Annotated in this window: 16 protein-coding genes; 10 read left to right on the forward strand and 6 right to left on the reverse strand. The window is 64.7% G+C overall.

All coding sequences use genetic code 11. The annotated features are described in order from the left end of the window. Positions 1 to 288, forward strand: a 288-nt coding sequence (locus tag BLV20_RS28495; protein WP_139192758.1) for an integrase core domain-containing protein, incomplete at its 5' end; no start/stop codon positions are given. Positions 289 to 497: 209 nt separating this feature from the next. Here the strand turns inward: BLV20_RS28495 and BLV20_RS28500 are convergent. The 3 genes from BLV20_RS28500 to aguB form a co-directional block, all read right to left on the reverse strand. After that, positions 498 to 689, reverse strand: coding sequence for a hypothetical protein (locus BLV20_RS28500; RefSeq protein ID WP_092305705.1), 192 nt, complete (start codon positions 687 to 689; stop codon positions 498 to 500). Positions 690 to 936: 247 nt separating this feature from the next. Continuing rightward, a complete protein-coding gene (aguA, locus tag BLV20_RS28505; RefSeq protein ID WP_092305706.1) occupies positions 937 to 2043 on the reverse strand; it encodes an agmatine deiminase in 1107 nt (368 codons plus the stop codon). A gap of 4 nt (positions 2044 to 2047) precedes the next feature. Continuing rightward, the gene (gene aguB, locus BLV20_RS28510) at positions 2048 to 2926 is read right to left on the reverse strand and encodes an N-carbamoylputrescine amidase (RefSeq protein ID WP_092305707.1); all 879 of its coding nucleotides are present in this window, start codon (positions 2924 to 2926) and stop codon (positions 2048 to 2050) included. Between aguB and BLV20_RS28515 the strand changes: the two genes are divergently transcribed. Continuing rightward, positions 2925 to 3128, forward strand: a complete 204-nt coding sequence (locus tag BLV20_RS28515) for a hypothetical protein (protein WP_092305708.1) — start codon at positions 2925 to 2927, stop codon at positions 3126 to 3128. The two genes, aguB and BLV20_RS28515, sit on opposite strands and share 2 nt — an antisense overlap. A gap of 82 nt (positions 3129 to 3210) precedes the next feature. On the opposite strand, the gene BLV20_RS28520 is transcribed toward BLV20_RS28515, so the two are convergent. Beyond that, entirely contained in the window at positions 3211 to 6123 is a 2913-nt protein-coding gene (locus BLV20_RS28520) for an aminotransferase (RefSeq protein ID WP_092305709.1), read from the reverse strand. Between the two features lie 211 nt (positions 6124 to 6334). Between BLV20_RS28520 and rfbB the strand changes: the two genes are divergently transcribed. From rfbB to BLV20_RS28555, 7 genes are all read left to right on the forward strand, one after another. Next, positions 6335 to 7417: a dTDP-glucose 4,6-dehydratase gene (gene rfbB, locus BLV20_RS28525; protein WP_092305710.1), complete on the forward strand. Its 1083-nt coding sequence runs from the start codon at positions 6335 to 6337 to the stop codon at positions 7415 to 7417. Next, a complete protein-coding gene (gene rfbA, locus BLV20_RS28530; protein ID WP_092305711.1) occupies positions 7414 to 8289 on the forward strand; it encodes a glucose-1-phosphate thymidylyltransferase RfbA in 876 nt (291 codons plus the stop codon). Before rfbB ends, rfbA begins: the two co-directional genes overlap by 4 nt. Then, the gene (rfbC, locus tag BLV20_RS28535; protein WP_092305712.1) at positions 8286 to 8831 is read left to right on the forward strand and encodes a dTDP-4-dehydrorhamnose 3,5-epimerase; all 546 of its coding nucleotides are present in this window, start codon (positions 8286 to 8288) and stop codon (positions 8829 to 8831) included. The genes rfbA and rfbC overlap by 4 nt, the downstream gene beginning before the upstream one ends. Next, on the forward strand, positions 8828 to 9709 hold the full coding sequence (gene rfbD / locus BLV20_RS28540; protein WP_092305713.1) for a dTDP-4-dehydrorhamnose reductase: 882 nt from the start codon (positions 8828 to 8830) through the stop codon (positions 9707 to 9709). The genes rfbC and rfbD overlap by 4 nt, the downstream gene beginning before the upstream one ends. A gap of 250 nt (positions 9710 to 9959) precedes the next feature. Beyond that, positions 9960 to 11768 carry a sensor histidine kinase gene (locus BLV20_RS28545; protein WP_092305714.1) on the forward strand — a complete coding sequence of 603 codons (1809 nt, stop codon included), beginning with the start codon at positions 9960 to 9962 and terminating at the stop codon, positions 11766 to 11768. Beyond that, positions 11765 to 13168 carry a sigma-54-dependent transcriptional regulator gene (locus tag BLV20_RS28550; RefSeq protein ID WP_092305715.1) on the forward strand — a complete coding sequence of 468 codons (1404 nt, stop codon included), beginning with the start codon at positions 11765 to 11767 and terminating at the stop codon, positions 13166 to 13168. Before BLV20_RS28545 ends, BLV20_RS28550 begins: the two co-directional genes overlap by 4 nt. A 50-nt stretch (positions 13169 to 13218) precedes the next feature. Then, positions 13219 to 13674 carry a YiiD C-terminal domain-containing protein gene (locus tag BLV20_RS28555; protein ID WP_092305716.1) on the forward strand — a complete coding sequence of 152 codons (456 nt, stop codon included), beginning with the start codon at positions 13219 to 13221 and terminating at the stop codon, positions 13672 to 13674. Between the two features lie 132 nt (positions 13675 to 13806). Here the strand turns inward: BLV20_RS28555 and cysQ are convergent, their stop codons facing one another. Both cysQ and nudE read right to left on the reverse strand, forming a co-directional pair. Next, entirely contained in the window at positions 13807 to 14634 is an 828-nt protein-coding gene (cysQ, locus tag BLV20_RS28560) for a 3'(2'),5'-bisphosphate nucleotidase CysQ (protein WP_092305717.1), read from the reverse strand. Between the two features lie 11 nt (positions 14635 to 14645). Beyond that, entirely contained in the window at positions 14646 to 15212 is a 567-nt protein-coding gene (gene nudE / locus BLV20_RS28565) for an ADP compounds hydrolase NudE (RefSeq protein WP_007931715.1), read from the reverse strand. Positions 15213 to 15300: 88 nt separating this feature from the next. On the opposite strand from nudE, the gene yrfG reads away from it, so the two are divergent. Beyond that, positions 15301 to 15963, forward strand: a complete 663-nt coding sequence (yrfG, locus tag BLV20_RS28570; RefSeq protein WP_092305718.1) for a GMP/IMP nucleotidase — start codon at positions 15301 to 15303, stop codon at positions 15961 to 15963. Positions 15964 to 16017: the final 54 nt, after the last annotated feature.

Genomic DNA, 16017 nt, shown 5'->3' on the forward strand with positions numbered 1-16017 from the left:
TTTCACTCCGATCAAGGTTGCCAGTACACCAGCCATAAGTTCAGAAATGAGCTGCTGGAACATGGACACCGGCAAAGCATGAGTCGTAAAGGCGAATGCTGGGACAACGCCCCGATGGAGCGTTTCTTTGGCAGTTTGAAATCGGAGTGGGTGCCTGAAACAGGCTACGACTCGGAGCATGAGGCCCGCGTGGATGTGCAGCGTTACGTCACGCGCTACAACACGATCAGGCCTCACAGTTACAACGACTATTGGTCGCCGATCGCGAGGGAGAAACGGGCGGCGTAGACCGTAATCGGTGTCCAGGATTACTTGACCAGTTCAAGCTTGCTCGCGAAAAACGATGACGCGCTACCCCAGGTAGACCGCGCGCGCCCTTCGCGGGCAAGCCTCGCTCCTACGCGAAAAACCGCAGTGAGTGGGTTGGGCGGGGATTTTAAAAACGCAAAAAAAAAGCGCTGCCATCCGGGCAGCGCTTTTACCAATCCGTTGTTTGCTTATCCTTCCAGCACATCCCACAACGCTTCGAGTTCCGCCTCGCTGAACAAGCCAACGGGGTAACGATCGAGGATCGTCCGGCGCGGGTCGGTTTCCCGAACCTGTCGCGTTCCATTGGACTTCAACCATTGCGCCAGAACTTGAAGCGACTCGCTATTTATTGCGGAAGCCCGCTCGCTGACCATATTCATCTCCAGCGCTTTCTCCCGGTTTGTGAGCGGCTAACTTATCCAAGGTTTATGACAGAACATCGCAGTTCTACCGGCCTCGGATTGACCCCGGGAGGGATACAAGAGCTATGCCAAGGTCCCGTAATTGCCAGCTTCCGGATCCAAAAAAAACCCGCAGTCCATCAGGGCTGCGGGCTTGCCGGGCGACGCCGGATTGGATCCATGTAACAGCCGGCGAATCAGGCGTCACAGGCTGTTACAACAACACTCAAACCTTGTGCGGCGCCGGCTGCTGTTGAGTAAGGCAATGGATATTTCCGCCGCCCAGTAACAACTCCCGGCCCGGCACCATCACCACTTCATGTTGCGGGAACAACGACTGCAGGATTTCCTTGGCCCGGGCATCCAGCGGGTCGTCGAAACTCGGGGCGATGATGCCGCCGTTGACGATCAGGAAGTTCACGTAGGAACCGGCCAGGCGCACCGACGGATTACGTTCCTGGGTGCCATCCACCGGGTCGACGCCCGCGCATTCTTCTTCAGTGGCGTACAGCGGCCCCGGAATCGGCATCTTGTGCACCGTGAACGGGCGACCCTTGGCGTCGGTGCTGTCTTGCAGCACTTTCAGCGCCGCCTGGCAGCGCGGGTAGTTCGGGTCCTGCGGGTCGTCGGTCCAGGCCAGCAGTACTTCGCCCGGGCGCACGTAGCAGCAGAAGTTATCCACATGGCCGTCGGTTTCGTCGTTGTACAGGCCGTCCGGCAGCCAGATGACTTTATCCACAGCCAGGTTGGCGCTGAGCATCGCTTCGATCTCGGCGCGGCTCATGTGCGGGTTGCGGTTACGGTTGAGCAAGCACTCTTCGGTGGTAATCACCGTGCCTTCGCCGTCGACATGAATCGAACCGCCTTCGAGCACGAAGCCCTCGGTGCGGTAACGCGGGCTGCGCTCGATCTCGAGGATCTTGCCGCCCACCTGCGAGTCACGGTTCCACGGCGCATACAGGCCGCCATCAAAACCGCCCCAGGCGTTGAAATCCCAGTTCACGCCACGGACTTCGCCCTGGTCGTTGATGACGAAGGTCGGGCCGGTATCGCGGACCCAGGCGTCATCGCTGGACATCTCCACCAGGCGGATATTCGGCACGTCCAGGCGCGCCCGGGCATTTTCATACTGGCCCGCGGAGACTGCCACGGTCACCGGTTCGAAGCGGGCGATGGCCTTGGCCACCGCTACGTGTGCGGCTTGCGCCGGCTTGCCGCCCAGGCGCCAGTTGTCCGGGCGCTCGGGCCAGATCATCCAGGTCTGGGTCTGCGTCGCCCACTCGGCGGGCATGTAGAAACCGTCGGCGCGAGGGGTGCTGTGCAAAGTGGTCATGGGTTCAGGACTCCAGGGAACCGTCGAGGGTTTTCAGCGCGCCATAGAGGTTCGGACGGCGGTCACGGAAACTGCCCCAGGCGCTGCGGATGTGCTCGAGCTCGTCGAGGTCGAAGCTGTGCACAAGGATACCTTCTTCGGTTTGGTTGAGCTCTTGAACCTTCTCGCCGAACTGGTTGGCGATGAACGACGAGCCGTAGAAGGTGATGTCGTAGCCGTCCTGCTCTTCGTTGCCGATGCGGTTGCTGGCGATCAGCGGCATCAGGTTGGCGCCGGCATGGCCTTGTTGCACGCGCTGCCAGTGGTCGCGGGACGAGATGCTCTTGTCGTGCGGCTCGCTGCCGATGGCGGTCGGGTAGAACAGGATCTCTGCGCCTTGCAGCGCCATGCTGCGGGCGCATTCGGGAAACCACTGGTCCCAGCAGATGCCCACGCCGATTTTCGCGTAGCGGGTGTCCCATACCTTGAAGCCGGTGTCGCCCGGGTTGAAATAATACTTTTCGTGATAGCCGGGGCCGTCCGGAATGTGGCTTTTACGATAAATCCCGAGGTTGCTGCCGTCGGCATCGATGATCGCGATGCTGTTGAAACGCGCCCGCCCGGCCAGTTCGTAGAAGCTGATCGGCAGCACCACTTGCAGCTCCCTGGCGACTTTCTGGAAGTGCGCGATGGCCACGTTGCTGGCCACCGGCGTCGCCAGTTGCAGGTAGTCCGGGTTGGGTTTCTGGCAGAAGTACGGGGCCTCGAACAGCTCCTGGATCAGGATGATCTGCGCGCCCTTGGCGGCGGCCTCGCGAACCAGCTTCTCGGCGGTCTCGATATTGGCTTCAAGGTCCCAGGAACAGGCCATCTGGGTTGCGGCGACGGTAACGATACGGCTCATGGATCATCTCCTGGGCAGCAGCAAAGGACCGAGGGTGGCATCGGTCGATGACAGAAAAGGTAACGACCAGGCGCGGCTTGAGCCTGTCCTGATAGGGACGACTTTATATCCGATAAAAATCGACTTTAAAAGTACAAACATCCATCAGAAGGAAAAATATGGCTATAAACACCGATTATTATCGGTGTTTATCGAGGTTTGAGGATACCTGTACGGGCGCTATCGCGGGCAAGGACTGGGCGTCCCCCGCTTCTGCAGAAGCACCGCTCCTGCAGCTCGTGGCTTCAGAGCCCTTCGTCCAGCACCTTCGCCAGCATGTCGACGAAGAAGTCGACGCTCTGGCGTGTGGTGACCATCGGCGGCTTGATCTTGAGGATATTCAGGTAGTCGCCGGTGGGCTGCATGAAGATCCCCAGCTCGCGCAGGCGATCGCACAGCAGGGCGGTCTCCTGCGTGGCCGGCTCGAGGGTCTGGCGGTCGCGGATCAGTTCCAGGCCCAGGTAGAACCCCGAGCCATGCACCGCGCCCACCAGCGGATAATGCTCGATCAGGGCCTCGAGGCGCTGCTTGAAGTGGTCGCCGACCACCTGGGCGTTTTCCCAGAGCTTTTCTTCCTGCATCACGTCCAGCACCGCCATGCCGATCCGGCAACTCACCGGGCTGCCACCGGCCGAGGAGAAGAAATAACCTTCGGCCTCCAGCGCCTCGGCGATTTCCCGGCGGGTAATCACCGCCCCCAGCGGCTGGCCGTTGCCCATGCCTTTGGCCATGGTGATGATGTCCGGCACCACGCCCTGCTCTTCGAAGCCCCAGAAGAACTTGCCCATGCGCCCGTAACCGACCTGCACCTCATCGGCGATGCACACCCCGCCCTGGGCGCGGACCAGCGCATAGACCTGCTTCAGGTAGTCCGGCGGCAAAGCGATACCGCCGGCATTGCCATACACCGGCTCGCAGATAAAACCGGCCAGCTGGCGGTTGTGCTCCGCCAGCTTGGCCAGGTTGTGTTCGACGCTGCGCACGTAATCCGCGGTGCTGTCCTGGCCGCGGAATTCGCCGCGATAGGTATTGGGCGCGGTCACCGGGTGCACCCAGTCCGGGCGGCTGCTCAGGGCCTGGGGGTTGTCGGCGATCGAGGTGGACACCGCATCCGCGCCCACCGTCCAGCCGTGATAGGCCTCCAGCACGCTGAGCATGTCGCGCCCGCCGCTGTAGGCCCAGGCCAGGCGGATCGCCAGGTCGTTGGCCTCGCTGCCGCTGTTGACCAGGAACACCCGGTCCATGGAATCCGGCGCCAGCGCCAGCAAGCGCTCGGAGAACTCGGTAATCGCCGCGTAGTGAAAACGCGAGTTGGTGTTGAGCAGCGACCACTGGCGCGCCGCCTCGGCGGCCATGCGCGGATGACCGTGGCCAAGCACCGCGACGTTGTTGAGCATGTCCAGGTAGGAACGGCCCTGCATGTCGATCAGGTGGTTGCGCCAGCCGCGTTCGATGCGCGGCGGGTCGACGTAATAATGCTTCTGCGAGCGGGCGAAGCTGGCATCGCGGCGCGCCAGCAGTTCCTGCGGATCGAGCTCCGGCTCGGCGTCGCAGGCCAGGCCCAGCAATGCCGCCGGCGACGGGCACAGCGCCTGCCAGGCCGCGGCCCGCGAGGGCGTGCAGAACAGCGGCGGGTCGAGCCGCGCGCCACGGCACAGCTGGACTTTAAGCCCGCCGTCCACCGCCCCCAGCACCTGGCCTTTGACCAGGGCCGCGCCGGCGTGCACCGAAGGCGTGACGCCCCACAGCCGCACACTCAATTGCGGGCCATCGAGGCGCAACGCACCGTCGGCGGCGCAGTGCAGCACGCCGGCAAAAGGCGCCTCGACCGCCGTGCCCGCCGGCACCTGCAACTGCACATGCAGGGCGAAGGTGTCCGGCTCGACGGCACTGTCCGGGCGGGTCCGGGACAGGCGGTATTGCCCATAGCGACTGGCGGCCAGCCCATGGGCAGCGGCAGCCTGCTGCAACAGCTGGGTATCGATCTGCGGCTGCTCCCAGTTGCCGGCCTCGAAATGCGGGCTGAGCACGCCCAGGTCGATCAGGGCGAACTCGCGCCCCACCAGGCCCGGCAGCAAGGGCGCGAAACCTTCGCTGGCGATGGCCGGCAGCGGCTGGCCGAGCGCCGCGAGGATCGCCGCTTCCATCAACTCGAACGGCACCGAAGTGGCGACGCGGAAGATCTCCCACTCGTGGCTCAGGTTGTCGCGGCTGTATTGGTTGCCCGGGTCGATGCTCACCTGTTGCTCGCCACTGAGCACCAGCACCGCGGCGCGGGCCACGATCAGCGGCCACAGCGCCAGCAGCTCGGCCTGTTGCAAAGGGTTGACCGCGTGGTAGGCGCGGACCGCCGGCAGGATACGGAACGGGTCGCCCTCGGCATGGTGCAGCAGCGCCGCGCAGGTCACCGACAGATCGGTGATGCGCCAGGTGCGGACCAGGTCGCCGAAATCGATCACGCCCTGCACCTGCCAGTGGCGCTGGGCGTCACGCTGCCACACCACGTTGTCGTCGGTGATGTCCAGGTGGATCGGCTGCACCGGCAATTGCTCGGCCAGGCGCTGCACACGACGCTCGGCCACTTCCGCCACTTCGGCGATCAGGCTGCGTTGCTGTTCGTCGGCGATCACCGGCAACAGGTGATTGATCAGGCTATGGGCGTGGCGCGCGTCCCATTGCAGGGTGCGCTCAAGGCCCGGATGCTGGAAGTCCGCCAGGGCCAGGTCCATCTGCCCGCACAGCCGGCCGAAGCCGGCTGCCAGCTCGGGGCCCAGGTGCTTGAGGTGGGTCAGGGGCTGGCCTTCGATGTAATCGAGCAGGCGCACATGCACCGCCTGGCCATCGACCTCCAGGGACAGCAGGTCGGCGCCGTTTTTTGCCGGGATCACCCGGGGCACATGCAGTTCGGGGTGGGCGCCAAGGTGTTTGAGGGCCGCGTGCTGGGCTTGCAGCTCCTGGGCGGCGTAGTCGCCACGGCAGATCTTCAGGACAAAACGCCCCTGGGCGCTGTCGAGCCGGTAGTTGAGGTCCTGCTGGCTGCCCAGTGACTGCAGCGTGCCGCCGAGGCCGTAGTGCGCTTCGAGCAGGTCCAGCGCCTGCTGTGGGCTGACTTGCGGACCGGGCAGACTGGCGCGGTGAATCAACGTGGCGAGCAACATGGAACGACCCCTGGAATTATTGTCAGACGCTTATATCGCCATTGCGTCAGGCGTTACGCAAGCCCCCGACAGCCGGGCGGCCGACAAGGGCTTGATCGCCCGCGCAGCGGCAAACCGGCGGCGAATCGTCGTCAGCCCTTGCAGCGGCTGCTGGCTGTCGACAAGCTATGCTGCATTTGCGACTCATATTTAGGGAAGAAGGCCTACCACTATGCGCATTCTCGTTACCGGCGGGGCCGGTTTTATTGGATCGGCGCTGGTTCGCCACCTGATCCGCAACACCGAACACGAAGTGCTCAACCTCGACAAACTGACCTACGCCGGCAACCTGGAGTCGCTTTCAAGTATCGCCACCGACACCCGCTACGAATTCGTCCAGGCCGATATCGTCGACCAGGCCACCGTCAGCGCGCTGCTCGAACGTTTCCAGCCCCAGGCGATCATGCATTTGGCCGCCGAGTCCCATGTCGATCGCTCCATCGACGGTCCGTCGGACTTCATCCAGACCAACATCGTCGGCACCTACAGCCTGCTGGAAGCCACTCGCGCCTATTGGCAGGCCCTGCCGGCGGCGGAGAAAAGCGCCTTCCGCTTCCACCACATTTCCACCGACGAGGTGTACGGCGACCTGCACGGCGTCGACGACCTGTTCACCGAGACCACGCCCTACGCGCCCAGCTCGCCCTATTCCGCCAGCAAGGCCGCGTCCGACCACCTGGTCCGCGCCTGGCAGCGCACCTACGGCCTGCCGGTGCTGGTCACCAACTGCTCGAACAACTACGGGCCGTTCCACTTCCCGGAAAAACTCATCCCGCTGGTGATCCTCAACGCCCTGGCCGGAAAGCCGCTGCCGGTGTACGGCAACGGCCTGCAAGTGCGCGACTGGCTGTTCGTCGAAGACCATGCCCGCGCCCTGCTCAAGGTGGTGACCGCAGGCGTGGTCGGCGAGACCTACAACATCGGCGGCCACAACGAGCAGAAAAACATCGACGTGGTGCGCGGCATCTGCCAATTGCTGGAAGAACTGGCTCCGCATAAACCTGCCGGTGTGAAACAATTTGCCGACCTGATCACCTATGTCCAGGACCGCCCCGGCCACGACCAGCGCTACGCCATCGACGCCGGCAAGATCGAGCGCGAACTGGGCTGGGTTCCCGAAGAAACCTTCGCCAGCGGCCTGCGCAAGACCGTGCAGTGGTACCTGGACAACCTCGAGTGGTGCCAGCATGTGCAAGACGGCAGCTATCAAGGGCAACGGCTCGGCTTCACTGACACCAAGGATTTGATCGCATGATGAAAGGTATCGTTTTGGCGGGTGGCTCGGGCACGCGCCTGCACCCGATCACCCTCGGTGTGTCCAAGCAACTGCTGCCGGTCTACGACAAACCGATGATCTATTACCCGATCTCGGTGCTGATGCTGGCCGGCATCAAGGACATCCTGCTGATTTCCACTCCCCAGGACCTGCCGCAGTATCGCAACCTGCTGGGCGACGGCAGCCAGTTCGGCGTGCGCTTCAGCTACGCCGAACAACCATCGCCGGACGGCCTGGCACAGGCGTTCCTGATCGGCGAGGAATTCATTGGCGAGGATCCGGTGTGCCTGATCCTCGGCGACAACATCTTCCACGGCCAGCATTTCACCGAGAAGCTGCAGAACGCCGCGGCGAAACCGTCCGGAGCGACGGTCTTCGGCTATTGGGTCAAGGACCCGCAACGCTTTGGCGTGATCGATTTCGACGCACAGGGCAACGCCCTTTCGATCGAGGAAAAGCCTCTGCAGCCCAAGTCCAGCTATGCCGTGACCGGGCTGTATTTCTACGACAACTCGGTGGTCGAGATCGCCAAGGCGGTCAAGCCGTCGCCACGCGGTGAACTGGAAATCACCGACGTCAACAATGCCTACCTGCAACGCGGCAACCTCAGCGTCGAACGTTTCGGCCGTGGCTTCGCCTGGCTCGATACCGGCACCCACGACAGCCTCCTGGAAGCCTCGCAATATGTGCAGACCATCGAGCACCGCCAAGGCTTGAAAGTCGCCTGCCTTGAAGAAATCGCCTACAACCAGGGCTGGATCGACCGCGAGCATCTGCTCGAGCACGCCAAGTATTTCGGCAAGACTGGCTACGGCCAGTACCTCTACAGCCTGGCGGGAGAAGCCCAATGAAAGTCCTGGCTACCGAACTGCCCGGCGTACTGATCATCGAGCCCAAGGTCTTTGGCGACGAACGCGGATTTTTCTACGAGAGCTTCAACGCCAAGGCTTTCGAGGAAGCGACCGGCGTGCGCACCCAGTTCGTCCAGGACAACCATTCGCGCTCGCAAAAGGGCGTGCTGCGCGGCCTGCATTACCAGATCGAAAATACCCAGGGGAAGCTGGTGCGGGTGGTGGCCGGCGAAGTGCTCGACGTGACGGTGGACATCCGCCGCAGCTCGCCGCATTTCGGTAAATGGGTCGGGGTGCGGCTGTCGGCGGACAACCATCGCCAGCTGTGGGTGCCGGAAGGCTTCGCCCATGGTTTCGTGGTGCTGAGCGAGTACGCCGAGTTCCTCTACAAAACCACCGATTACTACCACCCGGCGTCCGAACGTTGCATTCGCTGGGATGACCCGGCCCTGGCCATCGACTGGCAACTCACCGGGCCGGCGCAGCTCTCGGCCAAGGACCAGGCCGGCAAGTTGCTCAGCGAAGCCGAGCTGTTCCCATGAGCGGCCGGCTGAAAATCCTCATCAGCGGCCAGCACGGCCAGGTCTCCCAGGCCCTGCAGCAATGCCTGGGAGCCCGGCATGACTTGATCGTGCCCGGTCGCGGGCTGCTCGACCTGACGCACCCGGACGCCATTCGCCAGCAAGTGCGCAGCCTGCGCCCGCAGCTGATCATTAACGCCGCCGCGCACACTGCCGTCGATCAGGCGCAGAGCGAGCCGGAGCTGGCCTTTGCGATCAATGCCAGCGCCCCCGGCGTGTTCGCCGAGGAAGCGCGGGAACTGGGCATCCCGCTGATTCACTACTCCACCGATTATGTCTTCGACGGCAGCAAGCCGGCCCCCTACACCGAAGACGATGAACCCCACCCGCTGAGCGTCTACGGCCAGAGCAAACTCGCCGGTGAACGCGCCATTGGCGCGGTAGGTGGCGAACACCTGATCCTGCGCACCAGCTGGGTGTATTCGAACACCGGCAAAAACTTCCTGCTGACCATGCAGCGCCTGCTGCAGGAAAAGCCGCACCTGCGGGTGGTGGCCGACCAGATCGGCGCGCCCACCTGGGCCGGCACCATCGCTGCCAGCACCGCCGCGCTGATCGAGCGCTGGCAGGCGGGCAAGCCGGGAGAATGGGGGACCTACCACCTGACCGCTGGCGGCGAGACCTCCTGGTTCGGCTTCGCCCAGGCCATTGGCGAACACCTGCTGGCCCAGGGCAAAGCCTGCGCGACCCTGGAGGCCATCCCCTCCAGCGCCTACCCGACACCCGCCCCGCGGCCCCTGAACTCTCGCCTCGATTGCACCCGCCTCGCTCGCGAGTGGGGTGTGGCGCAGCCGGAATGGCGTAGCGCATTGCACGAGTGTCTTGCCGGGCAGGGCTAGGTTCTGTACGGAAAGTCGCCGAGCGGCGATCAGGCAAGGCGCAACGACCAGCGGGAGTAACAGCCAAGGGCTGGCCCGAAGGGTGAGCGCAGCGAATCAAAACAGACGAGGAACGGCCGGGGTCGCGCTCGACTTTAGGAGTCTAAATGAGCATTCCGAGTCTGTTTTTAACGCAGCATGATCGTCGCGCAGGCAGTTTACGTATAGAACCTAGGCATAATGCGCTTGTACCCACAGGCGCATCGTCCCCATGACTCCACCCCTTCCCCGACGCCCCCGCTGGCGTAGCCTGGCTTTGCTGGCCCTGTGCCTGGCGCCGCTGCTGTGGCCGCTGGAGCATCTGGCCGAGCGTTATTACCGCAGCGAACTGGCGGGGCAGAACCGCCAGACCCTCGACCTGTATGTCGCCAACCTGCTGGGCACGCTGCACCGCTACGAAGTGCTGCCGCAGATCCTCGGCGAACTGCCGGCGCTGCGCGCGGTCCTCGGCGCGCCGGACGACGGTGTGACCCAGGGCAACGCCAACCGCCTGCTGAAAAACATCAGCGCCCAGACCGGGGCCGAAGTGATGTACCTGATGGACACTTCCGGCAAGACCCTGGCGGCGTCCAACTGGGACAAGCACGACAGTTTCGTCGGCCGCAATTTCTCCTTCCGCCCGTATTTCAGCGAAGCCATGGCCGGGCGCCTGGGACGGTTCTTCGGCCTGGGCACCACCTCGGCCAAGCGCGGTTACTTCTTTGCCGCCGCCGTGCGCAACGGCGAAAAAATCATCGGCGTGCTGGTGGTCAAGGTCGACCTGGACCACACCGAAAGCCTCTGGGGCAAGACCCCCGAGCAACTGGTGGTCACCGACCACAACGGCGTGGTGATCCTCACCTCGCGGGCGGAATGGCGTTTCCGCTCGACCCGTCCGCTGAGCGAGGAAGAGAACCAGGCCATCGTCGCCATCCAGCCCTATCCGACCCGCGACCCACGGCCGTTGAACCTCGATGCCAACGCCTGGCTGACCCAGACCCGGCAGATCGACGAGACCGGCTGGAGCGTGAGCATCCTCGCCCCACGCACCCTGATCGACCGCCCGGTGCGCACGGTGGTGGCGGTGGGTGGCGCCACGCTGCTGGTGCTGATGCTGCTGCTTGGCTTGATGATGCAGCGCCGTCGCCACTACCTGGAGCGCATTGCCTTCGAAGCCAAGGCCCGGCGCGAGCTGGAAATGCGCGTGGCCGAGCGCACCAGCGACCTGGAAGGCCTCAACCGGCGCCTCAAGCAGGAAGTGCTGGAGCGCGAGCACGCCCAGCAGGAACTGGTGCGCGCCCAGGACGACCTGGTGCAGGCCGGCAAGCTCTCCGCCCTGGGCACCATGTCGGCGAGCATCAGCCATGAACTCAACCAGCCGCTGGCGGCGATCCGCAGCTACGCGGAAAACGCCGAGGTGTTGCTGGACCACCAGCGCACCGAGGACGCCCGCGGCAACCTCAAGCTGATCAGCGAGCTGACCGGGCGCATGGCTTCGATCATCGCCCACCTGCGCGCCTTTGCCCGGCGCGACCGCCACGCGCCGGAAAGCGTCGCCCTGCAACCGGCGCTGGACGATGCCCTGGCGCTGCTGGCCAAGCGCCGACGGGCGATGGAAGTGGAATTGATCCGCGACCTGCCGGCGGCCACCCTGTGGGTCGAGGCCGGGGAGACGCGCCTGCGCCAGGTGCTCGGCAACCTGCTGGCCAACGCCCTGGATGCGCTGACCGAAAAGGCCCCGCCGCGCAAACTCTGGCTGAGTGCCGAATCCACCGCCACGGGCGTCAATCTGTACATTCGCGACAACGGCCCGGGCTTCTGCATGGAGGCCCTGGGCCGCGCCGGCGAGCCCTTCTACACCACCAAGACCCGCACCCAGGGCCTGGGCCTGGGCCTGGCGATCTGCGACACCCTGATGCGCGCCTTTGGCGGTGAACTGTCGTTCTCCAACCACCGCGAAGGCGGCGCCCTGATTACCCTGCGGCTGCGCGCCGGCGCGCCGGGAGTGAGCCTGCAACCGTCCGAGGACCGCAGCGTATGAGTACACCGATCACCAGTGACGTGCAGGTGGTGTTGATCGACGACGATCCGCACCTGCGCCAAGCCCTGAGCCAGACCCTGGACCTGGCCGGGTTGAAGATCCTGCCGCTGGGCGAAGCCCAGGGCCTGGCCGCGCGCCTGGAGCGCGACTGGCCGGGCGTGGTGGTCAGCGACATCCGCATGCCCGGCATGGATGGCCTGGAACTGCTCGGCGAACTGCACGGCCAGGACCCGGAGCTGCCGGTGCTGCTGATCACCGGCCACGGCGACGTGCCGCTGGCGGTGCAGGCGATGCGCGCCGGGGCCTACGACTTCCTGGAGAAACCCTTCGCCAGCGATGCCCTGCTCGACAGCGTGCGCCGGGCCCTGGCGCTGCGCCGCCTGGTGCTGGACAACCGCAGCCTGCGCCTGGCCCTGAGCGACCGCCAGGAGCTCAGTGCGCGCCTGGTCGGGCTGTCGGCGCCGATGCTACGTTTGCGCGAGCAGATCGGCGCCCTGGCGGCGACCAAGGCCGACGTGCTGATCCTCGGCGAGACCGGCGCCGGCAAGGAAGTGGTGGCGCGGGCGCTGCACGACCTGTCGAGCCGGCGCAATGGCCCGTTCGTGGCGATCAACGCCGGCGCCCTGGCCGAATCGGTGGTCGAAAGCGAACTGTTCGGCCACGAACCGGGGGCCTTTACCGGCGCGCAGAAACGCCGCATCGGCAAGTTCGAATTCGCCAACGGCGGCACGCTGTTCCTCGATGAAATCGAAAGCATGAGCCTGGACGTCCAGGTCAAGCTGCTGCGCATGCTGCAAGAACGGGTGGTGGAACGCCTGGGCGGCAACCAACTGATCCCGCTGGACATCCGCATCATCGCCGCGACCAAGGAAGACCTGCGCCAGGCGGCGGACCAGGGGCGCTTTCGCGCCGACCTGTATTACCGCCTGAATGTCGCGCCGCTGCGGATCCCGCCATTGCGCGAACGCGGCGAGGACGCCTTGCTGCTGTTCCAGCATTTCGCCGACGAGGCCAGCGCCCGCCACGGCCTGCCGCCCCACGAACTGCAACCCGGGCAGCGCGCCCTGCTGCTGCGCCACAGCTGGCCCGGCAACGTGCGCGAGCTGCAGAACGCCGCCGAACGCTTCGCCCTCGGCCTGGAGCTGGCCCTGGACAACAGCGCGGCGGATGGCGGCTCCTCGCAGCCGGCGCCGGCGATGGTCGAGGGCGGCCTGAGCGAACAGGTGGAAAACTTCGAGAAGAGCCTGATCGCCGCCGAGCTGGCCCGCTCGCACAACTCGCTGCGCAGCCTCGCCGAAGCCCTGGGTATTCCGCGCAAGACGCTGCATGACAAACTGCGCAAACACGGCCTGAGCTTCGGCGACAGCGGCGCCAGTTCCGGCGGCGACGATATCGACTGAACGATGCCGACTAATCTTGTTAATGCACCATTTCACCACCGAGGCCCTGCATGAACCGCGACAGTCGTTACCTGGAATCCATCCTCCATCACGACATTCCCCTGACGCGGGACATGGGCCTGAAAGTGCTCGGCTGGCACGCGCATGAGCTGCGCCTGCAACTGCCGCTGGAGGCCAACGTCAACCACAAAAGCACCATGTTCGGCGGCAGCCTGTATTGCGCCGCGGTGCTGGCCGGCTGGGGCTGGCTGCACCTGCGGCTGAAGGAAGCGGGGATCGACGACGGGCACATCGTGATCCAGGAAGGGCAGATCAATTACCCGCTACCGGTGACCAGCGACGCCACGGCCATCTGCGCCGCGCCGAGCGAAGAAGTGTGGCACCGGTTCGTCAGCATGTATGAGCGCTACGGCCGTGCGCGGCTGATCCTGCATACCCGGGTGGTGAATGCCGGCAGCGATGAAGACGCGGTGCGCTTCACCGGGCAGTACGTGCTGCACCGCTGAACCTGTAGCCGCTGGCGCAGCCTGCGCGCGAAGCGGCCGTGGATCGACTGGCGATATTCTGTCTGACACACCGCGCTGGCCGTTTACGACTGCTGCGCAGCCGATCGCAGGCTGCGCCAGCGGCTACCAGGATCAGCTGCGCGCCAGCTCCAGCAAGCGCCCGCGCCAGGCGGCCTTGGCCGGCAGCGCCAGGAAGAAGTCATTGAGCAGCGACTCGCGCGCCGGGTAGCGGAACGGTTCGCCGCGCAGGTCCAGCACCTCGCCTCCAGCTCCCTCCAGCACGCCTTGGGCGGCCGCGGTGTCCCACTGCGAAGTCGGCGCCAGCCGCGGGTAACAATCCGCCGCGCCTTCGGCCAGCAGGCAGAACTTCAACGAGCTGCCGATGTTCGCCAGCTGCAATTCGCCCAGGCTCGCGCTCAGCCCGGCCAGCAGGCGTTCCTGCTCGGGGCTGGAATGCCGCCGGCTGGCGACCACGGTAAACGCCTCACCCGCCGCCAGGCTTTCCCGCACATGGATCGCCAGCGGTGCCTGGCCTTTGTCCGCGCGCCAGGCGCCCAAACCGGCGCCGCCGAAATAGCAGCGACCGCTGGTCGGTATCGACACCACGCCAAACACCACCCGGCCCTGTTCGATCAGGGCGATATTGACGGTGAACTCTTCGCTGCCGGAAATGAACTCCTTGGTGCCGTCCAGCGGGTCCACCAGCCACCAGCGCTGCCAGCCGGCACGCACGTCCCGGGGAATGTCGGCGTCTTCTTCGGAAAGCACCGGGATGCTCGGGTCGAGCGCGATCAGGCCTTGCACGATCAGGTGGTGGGCCGCCATGTCGGCCGCGGTCACCGGCGATTCGTCGGCCTTGCTGGTGACGGCGACGTTGGCGCGCCAGAACGGCAGGATCGCCTCGCCGGCCTTCAGGGCCAGGTCGATCACTGGCGCCAGCAACGGGTGGGGAAAATTCATCGTTGGTTCACTCATGCTTGGAAGGCGCCGCGCTGGGTCAACAGGTCGCGGGCCAGATACAGCGCGGCCAGGGCGCGACCCTCGGTGAATTGGGGATTCTGCGCCAGGCTCGACAGCTCGCGCAGGTTGATCTTGTCCACGCGCATCGGCTCGGGCTCGTCGCCCTCCAGCCGCTCTTCGTAGAGGTCGGTGGCCAGCACCACCTGGATCTTCTGGCTCATGTAGCCGGGGGACAGCGACAGCTCGGTCAAGTGCTCCAGTTGCCGCGCGCCAAAACCGGCCTCCTCCTTGAGCTCACGCTCGGCGGCGGCCAGCACATCCTCGCCGGGCTCGATCAGGCCCTTGGGCAGCGACAGCTCGTAGGCGTCGGTGCCGCCGCAATATTCCTCGACCAGCACCGCGTGATCGGCATCGAGCATCGCCACGATCATCACCGCGCCGTAGCCCGCGCCCTTGCCCACCAGGCGCTCGTAAGTGCGCTCCACGCCATTGGAGAAGCGCAACTGCACCGCTTCGACGCAAAACAGACGGCTGGTGGCGACGATCTCGCGAGCGAGTACGGTGGGTTTCTGGCGCATAAAAGGCTCCTTGGCGTGAACGCGCTACTATAACGCGGCTTTCCCGATTGTTTGTGTCGGATATCTTCTACCGCTCGAGACGTTTTCCATGCCTTCACTGCCCTGGCGCGACATCGATACCGTTCTGCTGGATATGGACGGCACCTTGCTGGACCTGCACTTCGACAACCACTTCTGGCTGGAACACCTGCCCCAGCGCTATGCCGAGCTGCATGGCGTCAGCCGCACCATGGCGGAAATGGAATTGCAGCCGTTGTTCGAGCACAACGCCGGGCAATTGCAGTGGTATTGCCTGGACTTCTGGAGCGCCGAACTGAAGCTGCCGGTGCGCGAACTGAAGCTGGAGATCGCCCACCTGATCGCCCTGCGCCCGGACGCCGACACCTTTCTCGCGGCGATCAAGCAGGCCGGCAAACGCGTGGTGCTGATCACCAATGCGCACCGCGATTCGCTGTCGTTGAAGCTGGAAAGAATCGAGCTGGCGCCCTATTTCGAACGCTTGATCAGTTCCCACGATTACGGCTTTGCCAAGGAGAACCCGCAGTTCTGGGACGCGCTGCAAGCGGACATCGGTTTCGACCCGGCGCGCAGCCTGTTTATCGACGACACCTTGCCGATCCTGCGCAGCGCGCGGGATTTCGGGGTGACGCATCTGTTGGCGGTCAGTGAACCGGACAGCCGCAAAGGGCCGAAAGACACGGCGGAGTTTGCCGCGGTGAGGGACTATCGAGAATTGATCGAGGGGCTATGAATGCATCGCGGGCAATCTCGCCCCCGTAGGAGCGAGGCTTGCCCGCGAAGGTTG

The organism is Pseudomonas sp. NFIX28, assembly GCF_900107395.1.
GTDB lineage: Bacteria > Pseudomonadota > Gammaproteobacteria > Pseudomonadales > Pseudomonadaceae > Aquipseudomonas.